This is a genomic window from Ralstonia pickettii (genome assembly GCF_000607165.1).
GTDB classification, from domain to species: Bacteria; Pseudomonadota; Gammaproteobacteria; order Burkholderiales; family Burkholderiaceae; genus Ralstonia; species Ralstonia holmesii.
The window spans coordinates 78,900-96,414 of record NZ_JFZG01000004.1; the positions used below are offsets into that span (position 1 = coordinate 78,900).

The 17,515-nt window shown below is 62.1% G+C and carries 18 protein-coding genes and 1 tRNA gene; 14 read left to right on the forward strand and 5 right to left on the reverse strand.

Annotation, left to right across the window (positions count from 1 at the left end; genetic code table 11):
- Window positions 1-225 precede the first annotated feature (225 nt).
- Window positions 226-786: a hypothetical protein gene (locus tag BG83_RS0103455; RefSeq protein WP_024975411.1), complete on the forward strand. Its 561-nt coding sequence runs from the start codon at window positions 226-228 to the stop codon at window positions 784-786.
- 21 nt (window positions 787-807) lie between these two features.
- Here BG83_RS0103455 and BG83_RS0103460 read toward each other — a convergent pair whose 3' ends face one another.
- Window positions 808-1,200 (reverse strand): hypothetical protein, encoded by a 393-nt coding sequence (locus tag BG83_RS0103460; RefSeq protein WP_024975412.1) that lies wholly within the window; start codon window positions 1,198-1,200, stop codon window positions 808-810.
- A 104-nt stretch (window positions 1,201-1,304) separates the two neighbouring features.
- On the opposite strand from BG83_RS0103460, the gene BG83_RS0103465 reads away from it, so the two are divergent.
- The 7 genes from BG83_RS0103465 (at window position 1,305) to BG83_RS0103495 (ending at window position 9,463) form a co-directional block, all read left to right on the forward strand.
- The gene (locus tag BG83_RS0103465; protein WP_037031546.1) at window positions 1,305-2,159 is read left to right on the forward strand and encodes an NUDIX hydrolase; all 855 of its coding nucleotides are present in this window, start codon (window positions 1,305-1,307) and stop codon (window positions 2,157-2,159) included.
- An 8-nt stretch (window positions 2,160-2,167) separates the two neighbouring features.
- Window positions 2,168-3,034 carry a formyltetrahydrofolate deformylase gene (gene purU / locus BG83_RS0103470; protein ID WP_024975414.1) on the forward strand — a complete coding sequence of 289 codons (867 nt, stop codon included), beginning with the start codon at window positions 2,168-2,170 and terminating at the stop codon, window positions 3,032-3,034.
- A gap of 25 nt (window positions 3,035-3,059) precedes the next feature.
- Window positions 3,060-3,788, forward strand: coding sequence for a DNA polymerase III subunit epsilon (gene dnaQ, locus BG83_RS0103475; RefSeq protein ID WP_024975415.1), 729 nt, complete (start codon window positions 3,060-3,062; stop codon window positions 3,786-3,788).
- Between the two features lie 71 nt (window positions 3,789-3,859).
- Window positions 3,860-3,934: transfer RNA gene (locus BG83_RS0103480), tRNA-Val, on the forward strand.
- Between the two features lie 663 nt (window positions 3,935-4,597).
- The gene (locus BG83_RS0103485) at window positions 4,598-6,520 is read left to right on the forward strand and encodes a PrkA family serine protein kinase (RefSeq protein WP_024975416.1); all 1,923 of its coding nucleotides are present in this window, start codon (window positions 4,598-4,600) and stop codon (window positions 6,518-6,520) included.
- Window positions 6,521-6,574: 54 nt separating this feature from the next.
- Complete coding sequence (locus BG83_RS0103490; protein ID WP_024975417.1) at window positions 6,575-7,837, forward strand: YeaH/YhbH family protein; 1,263 nt, start codon at window positions 6,575-6,577, stop codon at window positions 7,835-7,837.
- 117 nt (window positions 7,838-7,954) lie between these two features.
- Window positions 7,955-9,463 (forward strand): SpoVR family protein, encoded by a 1,509-nt coding sequence (locus BG83_RS0103495; protein ID WP_024975418.1) that lies wholly within the window; start codon window positions 7,955-7,957, stop codon window positions 9,461-9,463.
- 90 nt (window positions 9,464-9,553) lie between these two features.
- On the opposite strand, the gene BG83_RS0103500 is transcribed toward BG83_RS0103495, so the two are convergent.
- Complete coding sequence (locus tag BG83_RS0103500) at window positions 9,554-9,832, reverse strand: DUF1488 domain-containing protein (RefSeq protein WP_024975419.1); 279 nt, start codon at window positions 9,830-9,832, stop codon at window positions 9,554-9,556.
- Between the two features lie 177 nt (window positions 9,833-10,009).
- On the reverse strand, window positions 10,010-10,669 hold the full coding sequence (locus BG83_RS0103505; protein WP_024975420.1) for a DNA-binding response regulator: 660 nt from the start codon (window positions 10,667-10,669) through the stop codon (window positions 10,010-10,012).
- Between the two features lie 248 nt (window positions 10,670-10,917).
- On the opposite strand from BG83_RS0103505, the gene BG83_RS0103510 reads away from it, so the two are divergent.
- The 4 genes from BG83_RS0103510 (at window position 10,918) to BG83_RS0103525 (ending at window position 13,458) form a co-directional block, all read left to right on the forward strand.
- Window positions 10,918-11,586, forward strand: a complete 669-nt coding sequence (locus BG83_RS0103510; RefSeq protein WP_024975421.1) for a DUF2589 domain-containing protein — start codon at window positions 10,918-10,920, stop codon at window positions 11,584-11,586.
- A 211-nt stretch (window positions 11,587-11,797) separates the two neighbouring features.
- Window positions 11,798-12,472: a DUF2589 domain-containing protein gene (locus BG83_RS0103515; RefSeq protein WP_235193151.1), complete on the forward strand. Its 675-nt coding sequence runs from the start codon at window positions 11,798-11,800 to the stop codon at window positions 12,470-12,472.
- Window positions 12,462-12,914 (forward strand): lysozyme, encoded by a 453-nt coding sequence (locus tag BG83_RS0103520; protein WP_012762196.1) that lies wholly within the window; start codon window positions 12,462-12,464, stop codon window positions 12,912-12,914. Before BG83_RS0103515 ends, BG83_RS0103520 begins: the two co-directional genes overlap by 11 nt.
- A gap of 34 nt (window positions 12,915-12,948) precedes the next feature.
- Window positions 12,949-13,458 carry a hypothetical protein gene (locus BG83_RS0103525; protein ID WP_024975423.1) on the forward strand — a complete coding sequence of 170 codons (510 nt, stop codon included), beginning with the start codon at window positions 12,949-12,951 and terminating at the stop codon, window positions 13,456-13,458.
- A gap of 17 nt (window positions 13,459-13,475) precedes the next feature.
- Here BG83_RS0103525 and rnhA read toward each other — a convergent pair whose 3' ends face one another.
- Together rnhA and BG83_RS0103535 are read right to left on the reverse strand one after the other, a co-directional pair.
- The gene (rnhA, locus tag BG83_RS0103530) at window positions 13,476-13,922 is read right to left on the reverse strand and encodes a ribonuclease HI (protein ID WP_024975424.1); all 447 of its coding nucleotides are present in this window, start codon (window positions 13,920-13,922) and stop codon (window positions 13,476-13,478) included.
- 40 nt (window positions 13,923-13,962) lie between these two features.
- Window positions 13,963-14,868, reverse strand: a complete 906-nt coding sequence (locus BG83_RS0103535; RefSeq protein WP_200869022.1) for a class I SAM-dependent methyltransferase — start codon at window positions 14,866-14,868, stop codon at window positions 13,963-13,965.
- Here BG83_RS0103535 and gloB point away from each other — a divergent pair.
- Both gloB and BG83_RS0103545 read left to right on the forward strand, forming a co-directional pair.
- Window positions 14,867-15,706, forward strand: coding sequence for a hydroxyacylglutathione hydrolase (gene gloB / locus BG83_RS0103540; RefSeq protein ID WP_024975426.1), 840 nt, complete (start codon window positions 14,867-14,869; stop codon window positions 15,704-15,706). The two genes, BG83_RS0103535 and gloB, sit on opposite strands and share 2 nt — an antisense overlap.
- 138 nt (window positions 15,707-15,844) lie before the next feature.
- Entirely contained in the window at window positions 15,845-17,395 is a 1,551-nt protein-coding gene (locus BG83_RS0103545) for a transglycosylase SLT domain-containing protein (protein WP_024975427.1), read from the forward strand.
- Window positions 17,396-17,515: the final 120 nt, after the last annotated feature.

The window sequence follows — 17,515 nt, forward strand, 5'->3', positions numbered from 1 at the left end:
TGAGTGCATGCGCTGGCAGCGCAATCCGGCATTTTACCCGTGGCGAGGCCGCGCCGCGTGGGTCGCCGCCAACAGTGCACCGTGGTGTTGTGACGCCACGTTACCGTTTGCGCTGCCTTGGCAATAAGGAACATCTGCGTTATTTGTCGCGAAATGTGCGTCGCGTTCTACAATTCCGCTTCGCCCGCCAGGCACCATGGCCGAGGGCGATCACCGGAGGGAGCGATGGACGTCAAAAAACGCGACGGAGAATCCAGCGACATGCCAACCACCATTGGCATCGTCCCGGGCAGTGCGGAATCGCTGGAAGCGTCCATCCGCCGTGCCCAGGAAGCGCTGTCCGGGGTGTCTGCTCGACTGGCAAGCAGGCCTGTGCCGCCGCGCCCGGACCCGGCGACAGATCGCTTCGTTGAAATGGACGACGCCATGTCATCCGCAGAAGCGCGCGCCCTGGCCGAACGCTGCATCGCTGGTGAGGCAATGGAGCCTGCAAGCCTGGCGCGGGCGTTTTCCGTATTGCTTGGTCAGATCGATGGGTTGGAGGCCGACCATGCCGGCCGGCGCCGCGTGCTGCGGCAGTGGATGGTGAGCCAACTCACCTACAAGATGCTGTATCTGCACCACACCGGTCAGGATTCGACCGTGCCGCCGCGTGCGCTGCGCGCTCAGAAAGAGCGGGTGAAGACGCAGGTTTCGGCCTTGCTCGATGCCGGGCGTTCCTACGCCGATGTGCGCCTGACCGACCTGCGTTTTGCCGAGGATGGAAATGCCGGCGGTCAGGGCTGAACCGATCAAGCGACTAAGCGCTCAATCCTCGTCGTCGTCCGGTTCGGAGTCGAGGAATTCGCGGCGGGTGAGCCAGTCGGCGATGGCTTGGTCGCAGGCGTCCTTCAGCTTGGACTTGTTATCCACCTTGTCGAACAGCGTGAAGTTCATCAACGCCAGGCCCAAGTCTGTGATGTAGAACATCCGCTTCGGGTTGTCGAAGTGGACGATGCGACCGTCGATGTCACCTTCGTCTTCCGGCTCGGCCGGTGCGTCTTCGAGTTCGACCACGCGGCAGGTGAAGCGCGGTGTGCGGGTGTGCGTCAGATATTCGAATTCATCGTGCGACACTTCGCCGGACGGTGTGACGGCAATGGCGAAGCCCCAGATAAAGCGCGGGGTCGGCAGATCCGACAGCTCGTCGATTTCATCCATCCTTGTTTCTCCAGTCTGATGACGGCTTGTATTAACGGCGCATTATCGCGCGACCCGTGCTGCACGGAAAGCACAATGCACGCCCGACATGATGGGGCGCAGAAATGACCGACCCGCGTATACAGCGCATACGAGACGGCCTGGCCGCCCGGCAGGCGTTCGACGCTGATGCGCTCGTTCCTTGGATTGTTGCCGGACAACGTGTCGGCTGGCTGAGCCGTGAGCGCGCTTCGCAGCTTGCGCGCTGGCCGCAGTGGTTCGATGTACTGGCGCAGCGGGTCGATTTGCGGGAGACGCTCGCTACCGAGGCCGACCGCACCGCGGCGCTGGCTGAAGTCATCATGCGCCTGGCGGAAGACGGCCACGTGCGCGGCTGGCGCGACGAGCGTTTCGCCGTCAACACCGGTTGGGGCACGCCCACGCTGGCGCTGATCGAACGCGCCGCCGCACGCTTCTTCGGCATCCGAACCTACGCTGCGCACATGAACGGCCTGATCGACGGTGCTGATGGGGCCGGCGCGGCGCTCTGGCTGGCCCGCCGCGCCCAGACCAAGCCGATCGATCCCGGCATGTGGGACAACCTCGTCGCCGGCGGCATCGGCCACGGCTTCGATGCGCGCGGTGCGCTGGAAAAGGAATGCTGGGAAGAGGCGGGCATCGGCGCCGATCTGGCGGCTCGTCTGGTGCCGCGCGGCACACAGGATGTGCTGCGCGAAGTGCCCGAGGGTATCCAGTGCGAAACACTTTTTGCCTTCGACCTGACGCTGCCGGCCAGCTTCGTCCCCGCGAATCAGGACGGCGAGGTAGCCGGCCACCTGCGCGCCAGCCCCGACGCGGCGCTTGATATCATGGCGGACTTCGCGATGACGGTCGACGCCACGCTCGTTACCCTTGATGCCCTGGCGCGCCTGGGTTTGCCACATGCGCCGCAGCGGTTTGCGTCCGACAACAATACATAAAACGCTTCATGAGTCACTCCGGTTTCATTCTTACCCTGTCGTGCCCGGACCAGCCGGGCATCGTCCACGCCGTGTCGGGTCTGCTTTTCGAGCAGGGCTGCAACATTCTCGATTCGGACCAGTTTGGCGACGAATTCACGGGCCGTTTCTTCATGCGCGTGCATTTTGTTCCGCAGGGCCAGCCGCTGGACCTTGCCGTGTTGCGTGACTGCTTTGCACCCATCGGCGAACGTTTCTCCATGCAGTGGGGCATGTTCGACGCTGCAGTCAAGCCGCGCGTGATGATCCTGGTTTCGAAGATCGGCCATTGCCTGAACGACCTGCTGTTCCGTGCACGCGCCGGCCAACTGCCGATCGAGATTGCGGCCATCGTCTCGAACCACCGCGATTTCTATCAACTGGCCGCGTCGTACGACGTGCCGTTCATGCACCTGCCGTTGCTGCAGGCGACGGACGCTCAGAAGGCGCAGCAGGAAGCCCGCATCTGGGAGATCGCGCAGGAGCAGCAGATCGACCTGGTCGTGCTCGCGCGCTATATGCAGATCCTTTCCGACGATCTGTGCCGCAAGCTGGAAGGCCGCGCCATCAACATCCACCACTCGTTCCTGCCGAGCTTCAAGGGCGCGAAGCCGTATTACCAGGCGCATGAGCGCGGTGTGAAGCTGATCGGCGCAACGGCCCACTACGTGACGGCCGACCTGGATGAAGGCCCGATCATCGAGCAGGAAATCGAGCGCGTGGACCACAGCATGGACCCTGAGCAACTCACCGCAGTCGGCCGCGACGTGGAATGCGTGGCGCTCGCCCGCGCCGTGAAGTGGCATGCCGAACACCGCATCCTGCTCAACGGCCACAAGACCGTCGTCTTCAAGTAATCCAGTCAAAGTAGGGGAGCGCGCGATGCGACAGATCATTCTCGATACCGAAACCACCGGCCTGAATGCCGCCACCGGCGACCGCGTGATCGAAATCGGCTGCGTGGAGATGGTCAACCGCCGCCTGACCGGCCGCAACCTGCATTTCTACATCAACCCCGAGCGTGAGATCGACGCGGGCGCGATGGCCGTGCACGGCATCACCAACGAATTCGTGGCCGACAAGCCGAAGTTCGCCGAGATCGTCAACGAAATCCGCGACTATGTGCAGGGCGCCGAGGCGATCATTCACAACGCGGCGTTTGACTTGGGCTTCCTGGATATGGAATTCCAGCGCCTCGGCCTGCCGGCATTCCGTGAACACCTGTCGGGCCACATCGACACGCTGCGCGAGGCGCGCCAGATGTTCCCGGGCAAGCGCAACTCCCTGGATGCGCTGTGCGACCGTCTGGGCGTGAGCAACGCGCACCGTACGCTGCACGGCGCATTGCTGGATGCGGAACTGCTGGCCGAGGTCTACCTGGCCATGACACGCGGCCAGAACACGCTGGTGATCGACATGCTGGAGTCGGGCGAAGGCGCATCGGCCGAAGCTGTCGCCGTCGACCTGAGCGCGCTGCAATTGCCGGTGCTGCTGGCGACCGAAGCCGAAGCCGAAGCGCATGCCGGCGTGCTCAAGGAGATCGACAAGGCCAGCGGTGGCAAGACCGTCTGGGCGCGCGACGCTGCGGAATCAGCGCCGCCGGCTGCCTGATCAAAAAAATGTGCGGGCAGGGTATTTACACGGCAGCACCTTTTCTTCATAATCTCGTTTTCACCGCATTCGGGTGGTTAGCTCAGCGGTAGAGCACTGCCTTCACACGGCAGGGGTCACAGGTTCAATCCCTGTACCACCCACCAAACTGGCGAAAAATCGCTTAAAAGGCCCTCAGGCAAACGCCGAGGGCCTTTTTCTTTGTCCGCGCTCTCCGTGCGGGCTTTTCGGGCCGCCTATTCGTCGCGTCCGGCCAAGCTTCCATCTGGCGCAAAAAAGAGACACTTTCGGTCGATCCGTTTCAGTCGTTCCCCCTCGAGCTGCGAGTGCATGTCGCGCGATAAAACGTATTTCGCCCCATGCTTTGCACAATGCTTTGTTGCGTCCCAGGGAGAAAGGCTGCCGCTACAAGCGTCGCGTCGCTGGTGCGCGCTATGCGCGATACCACAGTTGGCGAGACAGGAAAACGCAGGGATATCCCCCTCCCGGATTCAGCGTGCGCGCGGGAACTCGCGCTGATCGGTTACGTACCAACCTGCGAGCGCGGGCAGGTGGCATGGGTACGCTTTCTGCTGTGCTCGGGGTGGCAGGCCGTCGTGGTGCACGTGTGGATGCATCGTGCAAGGTTCGTTTAGCACTTGATGCAGTCGAGCGCTAACGCAATCGCGACGTGTTGTGCACCGTTCCAGGCTATCAACCGTTCTTGTGATCATCGGTGATTCGTCTACAGTGGAATCAGCAACGCACGCAAGAACTAGCCTGGCTCTCGCTTGTTGGTGTGGAGTAGGGAAGAAATCTACGGGGGAGATATGGATATTTTCCGCCACTACGCAACGCGTTTTGAAGCTCGCAAAGAGGACGAGTACAGCATCCAGGAGTATCTGGATATCTGCAAAAAAGACTCGACCGCCTATGCGACTGCCGCCGAGCGCATGCTCACCGCGATCGGTCAGCCGGAACTGGTGGACACTCACCACGATCCTCGGCTGTCACGATTGTTCTTCAACAAGGTCATCAAGATCTATCCGGCCTTCCGGGAGTTCTACGGCATGGAGGACACGATCGAGCAGATCGTCTCCTTCTTCAAACATGCCGCGCAAGGTCTTGAAGAGCGCAAACAGATCCTTTATCTGCTCGGGCCTCCGGGCGGCGGCAAATCCTCGCTTGCCGAGAAGTTGAAGGCGCTGATGGAGCAGATTCCCATCTACGCGCTCCAGGGCTCGCCCATTCACGAGTCCCCGCTCGGGCTGTTCTCGCCTGACGAAGACGGCAAGATTCTGGAGGAGGATTACGGCATCCCGAGGCGCTATCTGAACACGATTGCCTCCCCTTGGGCGGTCAAGCGGCTGCATGAGTTCAACGGTGACATCACGCGCTTCCGCGTGGTGAAGCTACATCCGTCGGTGCTGTCGCAGATTGCGATTTCCAAGACGGAACCGGGCGACGAGAACAATCAGGACATTTCGTCTCTGGTGGGCAAGGTCGACATCCGCAAGCTGGAGGACTATCCGCAAGACGATCCGGATGCGTATTCGTATTCGGGCGGGCTGTGCCTGGCCAATCGGGGTTTGCTTGAGTTCGTTGAGATGTTCAAGGCGCCGATCAAGGTGCTGCATCCGCTGCTGACGGCCACGCAGGAAGGCAACTACAAGGGCACGGAGGGCTTTGGCGCGATCCCGTTCGATGGCGTCATCCTGGCGCACTCGAACGAGGCGGAGTGGCAGAGCTTCAAGTCCGATCGCAACAACGAGGCGTTCCTTGATCGCATCTACATCGTCAAGGTGCCGTATTGCCTGCGCGTCTCGGACGAGGTGAAGATCTACGACAAGCTGCTGCGCAACAGCTCGCTGGCCGCAGCGCCGTGCGCGCCGAACACGCTGAAGATGATGGCCCAGTTCGCAGTGCTCACGCGCATCAAGGAGCCCGAGAATTCCAACATCTTCTCGAAGATGCGCGTGTATGACGGCGAGAGCCTGAAAGATGTCGACCCGAAAGCCAAGTCGTATCAGGAGTACCGCGACTTTGCCGGCATCGACGAGGGCATGACGGGGTTGTCGACGCGCTTTGCCTTCAAGGTGCTCTCGAAGGTGTTCAACTTCGATGGGACGGAGGTGGCGGCCAATCCGGTGCACTTGCTGTATGTGCTCGAACAGCAGATCGAGCGCGAGCAGTTCCCGCCGGAGACGGAATCCAAGCTGATGTCCTATATCAAGGAATACCTCACGTCGCCATACGTGGAGTTCATCGGCAAGGAGATTCAGACCTCGTATCTGGAGTCCTATTCGGAGTACGGGCAGAACATCTTCGACCGCTACGTGGTGTTTGCCGACCTGTGGATTCAGGATCAGGAATATCGCGACCCGAACACTGGCGAGATTCTCGATCGCAGCGCGTTGAACGATGAGCTGGAGAAGGTGGAAAAACCGGCGGGCATTTCCAACCCGAAGGATTTCCGCAATGAGATCGTCAATTTCGTGCTGCGGGCGCGGGCCAAGAATGGCGGAAAGAATCCCGTCTGGACCAGCTACGAGAAGCTGCGCGCGGTGATCGAGAAGCGGATGTTCTCGACCACGGAGGATCTGCTGCCCGTGATCTCGTTCAATGCCAAGTCGTCGCATGATGACAAGGAGAAGCACGAGAACTTCGTCAACCGCATGGTGGAGAAGGGCTATACCCAGAAGCAGGTCCGCTTGCTGGTGGAGTGGTATCTGCGCGTCAGGAAGTCATCTTAAGGAGATAAGGAGAGGGCAAGGACACCCAGCGAACTTCCAATCGAGGGCAGTCACATGGGCACGATCATTGATCGGCGGGAGAACGGTGGCGGCAAAAGCACCGTCAACAAGCAACGCTTCATCAAGCGTTACCGAGACCAGATCCGCCGTGCAGTGGCCAAGGCGGTGACGGGTCGCAAGATCATGGACATCGAGCAGAGCGGGCAGGTGTCCATTCCCGTCAAGGACATCTCCGAGCCCATGTTCCACCACGGCTCGGGCGGGCGCCGAGAAGGCGTTCACCCGGGCAACAAAGAGTTCATTCGCGGCGACAGCTTCGACCGCCCGCAGCAGGGCAGCGGCGGCTCCGGTTCGCAGGCCAGCGACTCGGGCGAGGGCGAAGACGATTTCATCTTCACGCTCTCGCGCGAGGACTTTCTCAACTTCTTTTTCGAAGACATGGCGTTGCCCGATCTTGCCAAGCGCAGCCTGGCCAAGATCGCGGAGGTGCGCAAGGTGCGTGCGGGTTTTTCGCTCGATGGCACGCCGTCCAACCTGTCGATTCTGCGGACGATGCGCAGCTCGCTCGGTCGCCGCATTGCATTGTCCAGCCCGTATCAGCGCCGTCTGCATGAGCTGGAAGGCGAGTACAACGAGGAGCTGGAAAACGACGGCCCTTACAGCGTGCGCGCGCAAGAGCTGATGAAGGAGATGCGACATCTGCGCTCGTGCCTGGATCGCGTGCCGTTCATTGAAAAGCTCGACCTGCGCTACAACAACCGCGTGCTGCGTAAGCGTCCGCAGGCGCAGGCGGTGATGTTCTGCGTGATGGACGTATCCGGCTCGATGGACGAATCGCGCAAGGACTTGGCCAAGCGTTTCTTCATGCTGCTTTATCTGTTCCTGAAGCGGAACTACGAACGCATCGACGTCGTCTTCATCCGCCACCACACCGTGGCTAAGGAGGTGGATGAGGAGGATTTTTTCCACTCACGCGAGTCGGGTGGCACTGTTGTGTCGAGTGCACTCAAACTGATGGCGGAAGTGATTCAGGAGCGTTATTCGCCAAGCCAATGGAACATCTACTGCGCGCAGGCTTCGGATGGCGACAACTGGGCAGGGGACTCAGAGCTGTGCGCCAAGATCCTGCGCGAGTCGATCCTGCCGCTGACGCAGTACTACGCCTATGTTGAGGTGGTCTCCACGGAGCCGCAGAACCTGTGGGAGGAGTATCTTACGTTGAAGGCTGGGCACGAGAACTTCGCGATGCAGCGCATTCTCAAGGCGGACGAGATCTATCCGGTGTTGCACGAGCTGTTTCAGAAGCGCGCCGCCTGATCGCTGATCGGGCTGCAGGAGTTGCCGCCAGCCGGGCACTGCCGCCGCGCAGTGGCAGCGTGTGCCATGGCGAGCACGCCACCTGTGACCCTGTGTGATGGACCAACGGGAACGAGCATGGCCTACCTATCTACGGGCTCGGAATGGACCTTCGAGCTGATCAGGCGTTACGACCAAAGCATCGCCCAGATTGCCGCAGATTTCGGCCTGGACACCTATCCGAACCAGATCGAGATCATCACCGCCGAGCAGATGCTCGATGCCTACGCGTCGTCCGGCCTGCCGCTGGGCTACAACCATTGGTCATACGGCAAGCACTTCCTTGCATCGGAGCGCGGCTACCAGCGCGGCCTCATGGGGTTGGCGTACGAGATCGTCATCAACTCGAACCCCTGCATCGCATATCTGATGGAGGAGAACACGATGCCGATGCAGGCGCTGACCATCGCGCATGCCTGCTACGGCCACAACTCCTTCTTCAAGGGCAATTACCTGTTCCGGACGTGGACGAACGCGGACGCTATCGTCGATTACCTGCTCTTCGCCAAGAACTACGTGGCTGAATGCGAACAGCGCTACGGCGAGCAGGAGGTGGAACTGCTGCTCGACTCCTGCCACGCGTTGCAGAACTACGGTGTCGATCGATATCGACGGCCCAAGAAGCTGTCTATCAACGAAGAGCAAGCCCGCCAGGCGGAGCGCGAGAAATACCTTGAAGCACAGGTAAACGATCTGTGGCGTACGCTGCCCACGCACCGGGCACGCGCCCTGGCAACCGCTGATGACGTGCCGGAGCCTGATCCGCAGTTTCCGCCCGAGCCGGAAGAGAACCTGCTGTACTTCATCGAGAAGAACGCGCCCAAGTTGCAGCCGTGGCAACGAGAAATCGTGCGTATCGTGCGCAAGATTGCGCAGTACTTCTATCCGCAGCGGCAGACCAAGGTGATGAACGAAGGCTGGGCCACCTTCTGGCACTACACCATCCTGCACAAGCTGTACGACGAGAAGCTCGTCAACGATGCGTTCATGCTTGAGCTGCTGCAGGCGCATACCAACGTGATCTATCAGCCGCCGTTTAATAGCCCGTACTACAGCGGCTTGAACCCGTACACCCTGGGCTTTCTGATGTTCCAGGACATCCGGCGCATTTGCGAATCGCCGGAAGAAGAGGACTACCGCTGGGCGCCCGAGATTGCAGGCAGCGATTGGCAGAAGACACTCGACTTCGCCATGCGCAACTTCAAGGACGAGAGCTTCCTGCTGCAGTTTCTCTCGCCGCGTGTGATCCGCGAGTTGAAGCTGTTCTCCGTGCTCGATGACGATCGCGACGCCAAGCTGCGCGTCACCGCCATCCACGACGACGATGGCTATCGCAAGATCCGAGAGTTGTTGGCAGGGCAGTACGATCTCTCGAACATCGAGCCCAACATCCAAGTGACCAACGTTGACGTGGGCGGAGATCGCTCATTGACGCTGCGCCATTTACAGAGCAACCGCCGCCCGCTCGGGCCGAACTACGAAGAGATGCTGCGGCACGTCGTACGCCTATGGGGCTTTACGTGCCGGCTGGAGGTGGTCTACGAAGACGGGCGACGCGAGATGAAGCACGAGTGCAAGCCTGAGTAGCTCACGTACGCTTCCTCAAGGCCAGCTTTGCGCTGGCCTTCTTTTTGTTCGCCGCAGACGCGGATGTCGGTCATGCTGCTCACTGAGCAGCTACATGCCGAAGCGGAAATGGCCGCTACGGAGCACGATGTTGTGCGAGTCCGTCAGCTTGAACAGCGAGCGCGCCATGTCTTCAATGGTGCCGCGGTGGCTTTCCATGGCTTGCAGCAGATCTTCCTGCCGCCACGAGCGGGCGCCGAAATGTTCTTCGAGCGCTTCAGCCGTCACCGCATAGCAGGCCGGGATGCCGTCGACGCTTGCGGTGCAGGTGAGAGTGAGATCCGCGGCGCAATAGCGTGGCGGGCTGGTGTGGAACTCGATGATTTCCATGGGCGGCCTCCATGAAAAAACGGCGATGCACCGTGCGCCGCCTTCCAATCAGTGTATGGCGTGGTCGCGTGAATGCAATGTGGTCAGTCAGGTTAGTGTTTTCGCCCAGCGGTGAACCTCAGGGCCCGTGACGTCCGAAAAGGCAGCGGAGGCCACGGGCAGGTGCGCGTCGCGGCGCTACATCGCACACATCTGCAGGCGGACGAGGCTCGCCTTGCAGCGCGAGAGCCAGAGCGCGGCCTCGGTCCGATTGTTGACGCCAATCTGCCGGAACAGCGCGTACAGATGGTTCTTGATGGTGCCTTCAGCCACGTTGAGCACGCGACAGATCTGCTTGTTGGACTTGCCCTCTGCAAGCAGTTGCAGCACCTCATGCTGCCGCGGCGTGAGCCGGCGCCAGAGTTCAGCCGGACTTTCTCCCGGGCTTTGGCGCGGGTCGTCGGGTGAGAGATTGCTGATGGGCGGCAAGTAGACTGCGCCCGAGGTAATGCGTTGCAGGGCTTCGAGCAGAACGTCGGCCGTGGCTTGCCGGTCGACCACGCCGGCCGCGCCGAAGCGCAGCGCGTCGCCCACCACGTGCCGGCCGACAGCTTGCACCGTCAGTAGCACAGGCACTTCCGGCAGCACCGCTTTCAACTCCGACAGGCGTTGCCGTGCGTCGTCGTCCTGTGCGCTCCATTCCATCACGACGGCTCTGGGTTCGGCTTGCCGGCAAGCCGGCCCGATTTGCACGGCGTAGTGTGTATCGATAAACACACCCTGCGCGTCGAGTGCATTCAATACATTGGACACACCTGCCGCAAAAAGCGGCAAGCTATCGATTACCAGAATATTCATCGACCCCTCGTACTTCAGTTAATTATTTTCAGAGAAACCGATTATTTTGTAGGGCGGGATCGATCCGGATGCATTGAAACAGAAGTTCAGTGCCGAAAGTCACGGGCGGCCTGTCGATACGTACTGGGCCGCTGTTCCGTGGCCTTGGCTGGGACTTTCGCGGCATCGAACCCCGCAGGAAAAACTCTTACTTTGGATTCGGGCGCACAAACCTGTGCGTCCAAATAATTCAATGTGAGGAGTTTTAAATGGACAACGGACTTATCGGGTCGGTTATCAATGCGCTGCCGATCGACAAGATGATCTCTGCGCCGCTGCAGGCGATGATCGCGGCGCAAACCTCAGCGGCAAAATCCTATGCGGATTTTCTGCTGCAGGTGTGTATTCAGAACGGCAAAGCCGTTGCGGTGCAATTTGACTACGACGAAACCATCGTCGACGAGAAGGGGGTGTCGCAGGGCACGATCCAGAAGACGATGCGCATTCCGTTGCTGTGTGCGGTCGTGCATCCGGTGATCGCCATCGAGGAAGGCACGATCGATTTCGAGCTGGAGATTTCACAGTCGGAGAAATCCTCGTCCAGCACCGAGGCGGAAGGGTCGTTCCAGGCCAAGCTCGGCTGGGGCCCGTTCAGCGTGTCGGTCTCGGGCCGCGCCTCGCACAAGTCGGAGCAGACCCGTAGCACCGACACGCGCGCCAAGTACTCCTTCCACACCCAGGTCAAGCGTCAGAACCCGCCGGAAGCGCTGATGCGCGTGATGGAGTTTTTGACTGACGCGGCAACCAAGCCGGTCGTGGTCAAGGGCAAGGAGAACGACGTCAAGCCGCTGCCCGCCACGCCGACCGACGGCACGATGATCGGCGAAAAGGCGCCCGCTGGCGGCAACGCGCCGGCCCCGGCACCGGCAAATCCGTAAGCCGCCACGGCGATGGACGCCGGCCGGCCTCCCCACGGCCGGTGTCCTGATCGGTGCGCGCCTGTCGCGCGCCGCCTATTGATCTGATCGATCCGACCGACCCGACACCATGTTCAATCTCTTCAGCCGCCGCGGGCGTGATGATGACCGTGCGTCGTCAGCGCCCGCAACACCACCAGCGCCGTCCGCCAGCGCGCCATCAGCGCCACCTGTGGCAGCGCAACCTGCTGGGCCTTCCGATGCCACGCCGTTTCCCGAGACTGGGTCCGATGCGCCTCCGCCGTCGCCACCAGGTTCGTCGCCGCCGGGCGGCGGCACCGGTGGTGGCAGCAACAGCCACGGTCATCCGGGCTTGAATGGCCTGACGCTCGACGACATCACGCGCGGCATGCAGCACGCCGCCGCGTCTGCCAACCAGATGCTTGCGCAGCAATACACCGCGCTGCTCGACCAGTTTTTTGATGCCGACGAGAGCGGCACGCTGGTCGCCCGCGAGGTGGAGCTTGCGCTCGACAGTCAGCACCGGCTTGCGCTGCCGCTGGTCTCGCTGGCGATGCCGCGCGGCATCGCGCTCGATGAGATGACGGTGAACATGACCGTGCGCAGCGACATCGCCGAGGCCCTGCCTTTACACGGTGCAGCCGCGGGCGGCGTTGGCCGGTTCTACGTCTCGCTTGCACCGCACTCCAAACGCGATACGGGCCGCGACAGCGAGCACATCGACATCGAGATGAAATTCACGGCGCTGCAGCCGCCAGAAGCCGTGATGCGGCTGATCGACGAATACACGAATCGGCTGGTGCCAAGGCCCGTGCAGCCGAATGCCGGCGGTTCCGATGGCCCCGACACCCCCACCACGCCCCAGGAGAAGAGCGATGAGCACTGAGCACAACCCGCGCACCACCGGCGAGCGAGGCCTCGCGCTGATCAAGGAATCGGAAGGGCTGCGTCTGTCGACGTATCTGGATGCGGTCGGCAAGCCGACCATCGGTTACGGCCACCTGATTCGCCCCGGCGAGACCTTCAACGGTCCGATCTCGCAGCAGCAAGCGGAAGCGCTGCTGCGCAAAGACCTTGCCGACACCGAACAAGGCATTGCTAAAGCCGTGCGCGTGTCGATCACGCAGGGTCAGTTCGACGCGCTGGCGTCCTTCGTCTTCAACCTGGGAGCAGGGCGGCTGCGCTCGTCAACGCTGCTGCGCAAGCTCAACGCCGGCGACTACGCCGGCGCGGCCAACCAATTCCTGCTGTGGGACAAGGCAGGCGGCAAGCCGCTCAAGGGGCTGACGAAGCGTCGTCAGGCCGAACGCAAGTTGTTCCTGTCCTGATTCACAACCACGTTATTTCACCGGAGAAGCTCGCATGCATACCGAACCGATGTCCGTGATTCCGACCACCCGCCCGCGCCGCCTGTATCGTGCATTGACGTGGCTTGCCGCCGCAGCCGTGGCGATCGGCGTGTCCTACGCCCGCGCGGCCGAGAATGTTGCGCCAAGCTGCACGGCGGAGACGCAGCGTATCCGCAGCGAACTCGGAAACCAGGATCTGCCGATTTTCAATGAGCAAGCTGGGCGTTACCTCGCCGACGCGTTGATTCAGCTCTACGCTTACGGCACGCTGCCCAACCGCTACGTGCCAGAGCGCCAGGCCAACTGGGAGCCGGGCGCAAATCGCCCCGTCATGATGCAGAAGCGCAGCATCGGCGGTGACCTATGGGCGCAGACCGGCCTGTTGCAGGCCGATATCGACGATGGTCTTTCCAAGCGCGGCCCGTTGCGATTGATCTATGCGCAGGATGGCAAGCCGCAGTACATCACGACCACCGCTGCGAATGCGCCGCAGATCCCGACGCAGCGCTGCGCGGGCAAGTGAGCGAGCGTTCGGCCGCGTCAGGCGCTTGCCTGGCGCGCCATCTCGACGCCCTTGTTGGCCAGCGCATCGGCGCGCTCGTTGCCGGGGTGGCCGGCATGGCCCTTGACCCAATGCCAGCTCACGTCATGTCCGACGACGAGTTCGTCGAGCGTGCGCCAGAGGTCGTCGTTCTTGACCGGCTTCTTGTCAGCCGTCTTCCAGCCGCGCGCCTTCCAGCCGGCCAACCATTCGCTGATGCCTTTCTGCACGTACTGCGAATCGGTGTACACCTGCACCCGGCATGGCCGCTTGAGCGCGCGGAACGCCTCGATCACGGCCATCAGCTCCATGCGGTTGTTGGTGGTCAGCGCTTCGCCGCCGAAGAGTTCTTTTTCATGGCTGCCCGAGACGAGCACGGTGCCCCAGCCGCCAAGGCCGGGGTTGCCCTTGCATGCGCCATCGGAATAGACGGTGACTTCCTGCATTGAGAAAACGATGGGTGATCAGTGAGTGGAACGGGCGCGATCAGGCGCCCGATTTGCCGTCACGCGCGGTGGCCGACGGCGCCTTGGTCGAATGCGAGCCCGAAGGCGTCGCGACCGGCGTACCTGCCGGCACCAGTGACGGCGACTTACGCGTCTTCCATGCCGGACCGACCAGACGCATGGTGCGCACGCGCTTGACAGCTTGCAGCATGTAAACCGCGCCGAAGATCGGCCACCAGCGGTCGCCGGCCTTCTCCATGAAGGCGGTGCGCTGCAGCCATTTGTCCGAGCGATTGGGCGGACAGTAGCAGCCGAAACGGCCGCGCACGATATCAAATCCGAGCAGCTTGAGCCAGTCTTTCAGGCGCGTGAACGCAATCATCTGGCTCTGCGCAGGCAGGAACGATTCCGTGCCCAGGCGGCGCATGCCCTGGCGCATGCCCCACAAACTCAGTGGGTTGAAGCCGGTGATGACCAGACGCCCCTCGGGCATCAGCACGCGAGCCACTTCGCGCAGCACTTCATGCGGGTCATCCGTGAACTCCAGCACGTGGGGCAGCGCGACGAGGTCGATGCTCTGCGAAGCGAAGGGCAGTTCGTCATAGCGGCAGATCACGCGGGGTGTGGCCTGCCGCTGTGGTGTGCTGGTGTCGGGCTCCCCGTCGGCCGCATCGGCGGATTCGGCGGGGTCGCCGTCCATCGGGTCGAGCGTTTCAGTGGGGGCCGTCGGGTCGATGTCGTCCACCACGCGCGCGATCAGCGGGATGCGGTTCTCGCGCAGCGCCCCAAAACCAGGGTGGCCGAGCTGCAGCGCGTGATAGCCGAACATGTCGGCCACCGTGCGATCGAACTGGGCCTGTTCCCAGCGCAGGACGTATTGCCCGGGCGGTGAAGCGAGCCAGTGGTGCCAATCTATAATGCGACGATCGTTAGAGGAGTCGGACATGGTCCAGGGTGGTGTGCCGCGTGGTGTAGCGCTTGAGGTGGAGGCGATCGCTGCGTTTACCGACAATTATATTTGGGCACTACACGATGGCCGTGTGGCTGCTGTCGTCGACCCGGGCGACGCGCAACCGGTGCTGCGCTTCCTGAAGGAGCGCGGGCTTACGCTCGGTGCCATTGTAATCACACATCATCATGGCGATCACGTCGGCGGGGTGCGCGAACTGCTCGCGGCGTATCCGGAGAATCCCGAGGGTGTGCCGCTGCCGGTCATCGGCCCAGCGGGTGAATCGATCCCAGGACGCACGCAGGCCGTGCGTGAAGGCGATGTCGTTACGCTCACGCAGCCGGCCGCAACATTCCGGGTGATCGATGTGCCGGGTCATACCAGCGGTCACGTCGCCTATGTGGGGCACCTTCAGGGTAATGCCGCATCGGCGAGCCTGTTTTGTGGCGATACACTCTTCGCCACCGGTTGCGGCCGGCTTTTTGAGGGTACGCCTGCGCAGATGCGCGCGTCGCTGGCCAAGCTGGCGGCGCTGGCGCCCGATACGCGTGTCTACTGCGCGCATGAATACACTGCATCGAATGTGCGCTTTGCGCGTGCAGTCGAACCTGGCAACGCCGACTTGGCGGCCTGGGAGGATGAGGTAACGGCGTTGCGGGCCGAGGGCCGCTCGACTGTACCCACTACCATTGGCCACGAGCGGGCGACCAATCCCTTCATGCGATCGGATGACGGCAATGTGACGCATGCCGTGGCACGCCATGCCGGAATCGACGCCGACGATCCGGTTGCTGTATTCGCCGCGTTGCGCCAGTGGAAGAACGATTTCCGTTGAGAATGCTCGGCGCGCGGCGATGACGCGGCCAGATGTGATGTATCCAGCAGGCACCCCGCCGGGTGAACGCGGGTTGACGCGGTCGGATGCGTTTCTTACTATCTGGGGCAATTTTTAGCCCTAACCTCATAGAACTTGATGCGATCCGTGCGACTTCTTGCGGCAACTGTGCTCAGTCTGCTCCTTGCGGCCTGTGCAACGGCCCCCGGGCCGAGCGCCGACACAGCCAGCACCAGCGCCTCCACCGGCACCGGCCAAGCCGCTGCGCCGGTCGTCAATGTCGATCAGCAGCCCGTGGGGGCCCTGAAAGGGCCGGCCAAGGATCTCTGGGCGCGCATTCGCCAGGGTTTCTCCATGCCCGACCTGCAAAGCTCGGCAGTGGACGATCGTACCGACTGGTATGCGCAGCGCCCCGACGCCTTCCGCCGTATGGTGGATCGCTCCAACCGCTACCTGTATCACATCGTCGAAGAGCTGGAGCGGCGCAACATGCCCACCGAGCTCGCCCTGCTGCCCTTCGTGGAAAGTGCGTTCAACCCGCAGGCTGTATCGAGCGCCAAGGCCGCTGGAATGTGGCAGTTCATCCCGAGCACTGGCAGGACCTACAACCTCAAGCAGAACGTCTTCCAGGACGAGCGCCGCGATGTGCTTGCCTCGACCGATGCTGCGCTTGACTATCTTTCCAAGCTGCACGACCAGTTTGGCGACTGGCAACTCGCGCTGGCTGCCTACAACTGGGGCGAAGGTGCCGTTGCGCGGGCGATTGCGCGCAACCAGGCAGCCGGCCTGTCGACCGATTACGTCAACCTGAACATGCCCGCCGAGACGCGCATGTACGTGCCCAAACTCCAGGCGGTGAAGAACATCATCGCCAACCCGGAGCGCTACGGCGTCACGCTGCCTGAGATTCCCAACCATCCATACTTCGTCACCGTCACAACGTCACGCGATATTGATGTGACGCTGGCCGCTAAGCTGGCCAACCTGCCGATGGATGAGTTCAAGGCGCTCAACCCATCGTTCAACCGGCCGGTGATCCTTGGCGCATCCAACCCCCAGATCCTGCTGCCGTACGACAACGCCGAAACGTTCCAGTACAACCTGAACACGTATCGCGGTGGCCTTTCCAGCTGGACGGCCGTGACGGTCGGCAACCGTGAGCGCGTGGAAGCGTTGGCGGCGCGGCTGAAGGTTGATCCCGACACCATTCGCGAGATCAACCGCATTCCGAAAGGCATGCGCTTGAAGGCCGGCTCCACCGTGGTCGTACCGCGTGCCGACGGCGCCCAGGAAAACGCACCCGACATCAGCCCCGAATTGGCTGAGAACGCCACCATGGCGGTCGAACCCGACATGCCGGATCTCAGAAAGGTGGTGGTGCGCGCAGGCAAGCGCGACACGGTTGCGGGTCTGTCGCGGCGCTACGGCGTGTCTGTTGCCCAGATTCGTGCGTGGAACCAGTTGCCTGGCGACGCCATCCCCAAGGGTCACAGCGTCGTGCTGATGCTGCCGCAAGCGCGCGGTGGCAGTCGCGGCGGCCACGTGCGCGTGATGCGCGTCTCGGCTACGACATCGCGCGCCACGGCGGCAACCACGCGCGTGCCGACTGCGAAGGTGGCCGGCAAGCCGGTGGTCAAGGCTAAACCGGTGGCAAGCTCATCGAGTTCGGCCAAGCGCAAGAAGCGCTGAGTCTGGCGAGAGAAACGGCGTCCTGCGGGGCGCCGTTTTGTTTTGGGGCGGCGGTAAGACCTGCGTAAGTTGGCGACCGCAAAGTAGGTGCATCCGAGCACAATCAAGATTGAGCCATCG

What these genes read in the sequence shown, in the direction of transcription:
- BG83_RS0103455 (WP_024975411.1), top strand. Translation starts at nt 226, where the DNA reads ATGGACGTCAAAAAACGCGACGGAGAATCCAGCGACATGCCAACCACC.
- BG83_RS0103460 (WP_024975412.1), bottom strand. Translation starts at nt 1,200, where the DNA reads ATGGATGAAATCGACGAGCTGTCGGATCTGCCGACCCCGCGCTTTATC.
- BG83_RS0103465 (WP_037031546.1), top strand. Translation starts at nt 1,305, where the DNA reads ATGACCGACCCGCGTATACAGCGCATACGAGACGGCCTGGCCGCCCGG.
- purU (WP_024975414.1), top strand. Translation starts at nt 2,168, where the DNA reads ATGAGTCACTCCGGTTTCATTCTTACCCTGTCGTGCCCGGACCAGCCG.
- dnaQ (WP_024975415.1), top strand. Translation starts at nt 3,060, where the DNA reads ATGCGACAGATCATTCTCGATACCGAAACCACCGGCCTGAATGCCGCC.
- BG83_RS0103485 (WP_024975416.1), top strand. Translation starts at nt 4,598, where the DNA reads ATGGATATTTTCCGCCACTACGCAACGCGTTTTGAAGCTCGCAAAGAG.
- BG83_RS0103490 (WP_024975417.1), top strand. Translation starts at nt 6,575, where the DNA reads ATGGGCACGATCATTGATCGGCGGGAGAACGGTGGCGGCAAAAGCACC.
- BG83_RS0103495 (WP_024975418.1), top strand. Translation starts at nt 7,955, where the DNA reads ATGGCCTACCTATCTACGGGCTCGGAATGGACCTTCGAGCTGATCAGG.
- BG83_RS0103500 (WP_024975419.1), bottom strand. Translation starts at nt 9,832, where the DNA reads ATGGAAATCATCGAGTTCCACACCAGCCCGCCACGCTATTGCGCCGCG.
- BG83_RS0103505 (WP_024975420.1), bottom strand. Translation starts at nt 10,669, where the DNA reads ATGAATATTCTGGTAATCGATAGCTTGCCGCTTTTTGCGGCAGGTGTG.
- BG83_RS0103510 (WP_024975421.1), top strand. Translation starts at nt 10,918, where the DNA reads ATGGACAACGGACTTATCGGGTCGGTTATCAATGCGCTGCCGATCGAC.
- BG83_RS0103520 (WP_012762196.1), top strand. Translation starts at nt 12,462, where the DNA reads ATGAGCACTGAGCACAACCCGCGCACCACCGGCGAGCGAGGCCTCGCG.
- BG83_RS0103525 (WP_024975423.1), top strand. Translation starts at nt 12,949, where the DNA reads ATGCATACCGAACCGATGTCCGTGATTCCGACCACCCGCCCGCGCCGC.
- rnhA (WP_024975424.1), bottom strand. Translation starts at nt 13,922, where the DNA reads ATGCAGGAAGTCACCGTCTATTCCGATGGCGCATGCAAGGGCAACCCC.
- gloB (WP_024975426.1), top strand. Translation starts at nt 14,867, where the DNA reads ATGGTCCAGGGTGGTGTGCCGCGTGGTGTAGCGCTTGAGGTGGAGGCG.
- BG83_RS0103535 (WP_200869022.1), bottom strand. Translation starts at nt 14,868, where the DNA reads ATGTCCGACTCCTCTAACGATCGTCGCATTATAGATTGGCACCACTGG.
- BG83_RS0103545 (WP_024975427.1), top strand. Translation starts at nt 15,845, where the DNA reads ATGCGATCCGTGCGACTTCTTGCGGCAACTGTGCTCAGTCTGCTCCTT.